Raw genomic sequence first — 3,240 nt, forward strand, 5'->3', positions numbered from 1 at the left:
TAAATGTAAGCTTATGATTTTTGTTGAGTAATTTATTCCTTGGAAGTCCCTTAATACATAATTGCACTGAGTCATCAGAGGTAACATCGAGCTTCAACATTTCCACATTACCTGATGCTGGATGTGACTTGCGACTGGTACCGAAGACCCAATAACCCACAGCAGCAAGCTTTTTAGCAGTTAATTGCCCAAACCCAGATGATGCTCCTGTAACTAGCACAACCTTTTTATCAGTCATCTGTTTTCCTTTTTAGAATATAAATAGGATTTCATACAACTTTTTATAGCTAAAGAAAGATTTGATTTTTGTATCAATTTATCTCTTTTACACTAGCTTAAGTGCAGAACAGCTAAATTCTACCTAGCGAAACTTTGAAAATATCCTCTGAAACCAAATTAAAAATTCCTAATATTCAGAAAGTGCAAAATATGTTGAGATGTAATTTTTGGCTATTCAATTTGAGGGGTATGACCGCAATTTTTGAGCAATATTAGTTGAGAGTTAGCAATAGATTGCTGAAATTTTTCTGCATCTTCAGATGGCAGCATATCATCAGTTTCTCCCCATAAAATGAGTGTTTGCTTGTCAACTTGGGCAATTCTATTTGCTAATTCAGTATAACCATCAGATTTTACATAAGAAATCATGGCATCATTCCAACCAGGCATTTCTTGGTGTAACATGGCGCATTGAATAGCCAAAAGTATTTTGGGATCTAAATTAGGGAAGATACTACATACATTTAATGCCAAGATGTGGCGTTGACGTAGATATTCCACAGCCAAGAAGTCAAAAGGAGGAAACAAGTATTTGCTAAAGGGGGGAGAATTAGTGTAACCTAAACTATTAATCAATATTAGTGATTTTACAACTTGAGGGTAAGTGAGTTTGTTACGGGAGCAATGCGATTTTGTGAGGTGGTTAAAATTCAGGTACTAAATCACCTATTTAGAGGTGCGTAGGCGTAGCCCGCCGCAGGCATCGCAGCTAAATAACTGTTTTTATTGAGAATCTAGCTCTCTAACTGAGAATTCAAGTCCGATCTAACAAAATCGCATTGCTCCCGTTTGTTACAAGGTGAGAGTTATGCCAAACAACAGCGTCTAGCATTTTGGAATCAGGTTAATCCCGTAATGCCTTGGGACTTCCGCCACAGAGCTACCCGAAAGACAACGGGAGCAACCGATTCAACCACAGCAGAATAACTGCGATCCTTCTTACCCTGATTTTTGCCTGACCAAAAATTCACCCGATTTGAATTGCCGAGATATCACCCAAAGAAGGTTTAGAGTCTTGCCACCTGACCCGAATGGTTTTGACAGAGATGGAGATGGGATTAGGTGTGAAAAATAAAAAACTTTGAGTAGTGCAAGTCTAAAACTTGATAAAGAATTTTAAGTTGTATTTGAGATGATGTTTTAGACAGTTAGGAAATAGCTAGCACTAAGGCTGAGGTTGGAATGGCACTAAGAAAAGCCGAAACACTTGTGGTTTAAGCGGTTTGCTTTCATATTTCGTAATTCGTGCCGAGGTTTCGTCATTAAAGGGTAAGCTTTCGGGCGACGTTTACGGACTCGTGGTTCACTTCTGCCAGGGCGATGTCTGACGACAAGCCGCTTTGCGTCTACGCTCACAGCCTTATGAGCAATAACTTTAAGTAAAGTGGAATAAATTTGAAGACGTTTTGCTGAAGTTGCTGCTAATAATTCGGGAATAAAGTTATTTAAATGATGGCGAGTACCTTGCAGCGATAGGCGATTTGGAGGTGTACCATAAGTAGTACCTGCTGACCACATCAAACGGGAGCAGTAAATTGTAAGCAAGCAAATAAGCATAAATTTCTTTGCGTACCATAGAAGGAGTCTTACACCGGAAAACATCCATACCTAGAGTATTTTTTAGATGTTTTAAATCTAGTTCAACTTGCCAGCGCTGGTAATAAAGCTGAACTGTTTTCAATGTAGGATAAGTTGTTATATCTAATAAAGTAGTGATTAGGCTAACTCCTTCTGTACGAAAATCAGGAATAACAATGTAATAAAATATTTCTCGTACAGTTAAGGTAAGAGGTAGAGCAGAAAACTCAGCCATTGTTAACCCTTTTGGGCATTTTTTAGGTTTGTGCCAAGTTACTAATTTGTCGCTTGACCCAATTATTTTACCTTTTCGCATTGTTGTATGTCGGGATTGATGTTTTCTGAATACTGCATCACAACTGAGATTTTTAATAGAAATTAAATCCGCATAAGCGCAAAAAGCTCTATCCCCTAAAAGTACATCATTGGGTTTGAGAAAACTGTATAGCTTCCTCGCTAGTTTTATATCATGGGTATTTAGAACGTCGATGGCTAGGGCAACAGCGGCTCCTGTTACTAAGCTGAATATCACACCAATTTTCGCAATGGGAAATCCACATCCAGGCTTTTGATTAGTTGGTTGAGGGTACGCTGTTTGATTTTCTCCCGTGTCAGGCATTGAAACACTTGACCCGTCTATCACTTTTACATTTCGACCACACCACAAATGTTCTGTTTTCACTTTCTCTTCTAAGTTTTGTGCAGCTTTCCCAAAAAGTTTTTCTAATAGCTGTTCTGGCAATCTCGACCGCGCTTGGCAGTAAGCACTTGTATCACTTGAGGGAATTTCTACTCCTTGCCCTGCCAAATGAGCAATTATTTTACTCACAGCGTTATGACAACTCTTATCTGTATCTAAAACCTGAGATAAAAAAGCCCATAATGTTATGAACGGGTCAAATAATCTTTTCTTATATTTAACTTTTAGCTCCCAGAGTCCTTGCTCAATTACAGACTCAGGTAATAGCTCTTTAAAAGGTAATCCCAGGCTTTGATTAAATTTTTGCTTGAGAATTTCTACTTGTAATGTCACAGTGGTAATAGTTAGATTTGCTTGCTCGTCTCAAAATAAGTATGAAATGAACGAGTAAGCTTTTTCTACCAGGACTTACGCAACTGGCACAGGCGATCACTAAAATATAGTGCTTTTGTACTATATAAGTGACGCAACAGGCACAGGGCTACGCCTACGCTAGTTGATAGTACATGAGTATTAATTGAATCCGATTCCGAAAGCTTAGTCAACGCATAAGAAGTCGCTGCAAAAGGAAACACTATTGAAATATTTATGAGAAAATAGGTAGAGGTTGTATTAGATAAATGTTGCTTAATACCGATTTAATATGAAGCTGCATAGAATAGAGCTTCCAGGATAAAGTTATA

4 protein-coding genes are annotated in these 3,240 nt (G+C 38.2%); all 4 read right to left on the reverse strand.

What is annotated here, in order from left to right:
- Positions 1 to 238 (reverse strand): SDR family NAD(P)-dependent oxidoreductase (locus tag ACFFAP_RS37405; RefSeq protein ID WP_375515939.1); only part of this gene is annotated, 238 nt, incomplete at its 3' end.
- A 212-nt stretch (positions 239 to 450) separates the two neighbouring features.
- Positions 451 to 807, reverse strand: a complete 357-nt coding sequence (locus tag ACFFAP_RS37410; RefSeq protein WP_375515940.1) for an alpha/beta fold hydrolase — start codon at positions 805 to 807, stop codon at positions 451 to 453.
- A gap of 311 nt (positions 808 to 1,118) precedes the next feature.
- A complete protein-coding gene (locus tag ACFFAP_RS37415) occupies positions 1,119 to 1,250 on the reverse strand; it encodes a hypothetical protein (protein ID WP_375515941.1) in 132 nt (43 codons plus the stop codon).
- 470 nt (positions 1,251 to 1,720) lie between these two features.
- The gene (locus tag ACFFAP_RS37420; RefSeq protein WP_375515942.1) at positions 1,721 to 2,890 is read right to left on the reverse strand and encodes an IS4 family transposase; all 1,170 of its coding nucleotides are present in this window, start codon (positions 2,888 to 2,890) and stop codon (positions 1,721 to 1,723) included.
- Between the last annotated feature and the right edge of the window lie 350 nt (positions 2,891 to 3,240).

The sequence above is a fragment of the uncultured Nostoc sp. genome (genome assembly GCF_964245575.1).
Lineage (GTDB): Bacteria > Cyanobacteriota > Cyanobacteriia > Cyanobacteriales > Nostocaceae > Nostoc.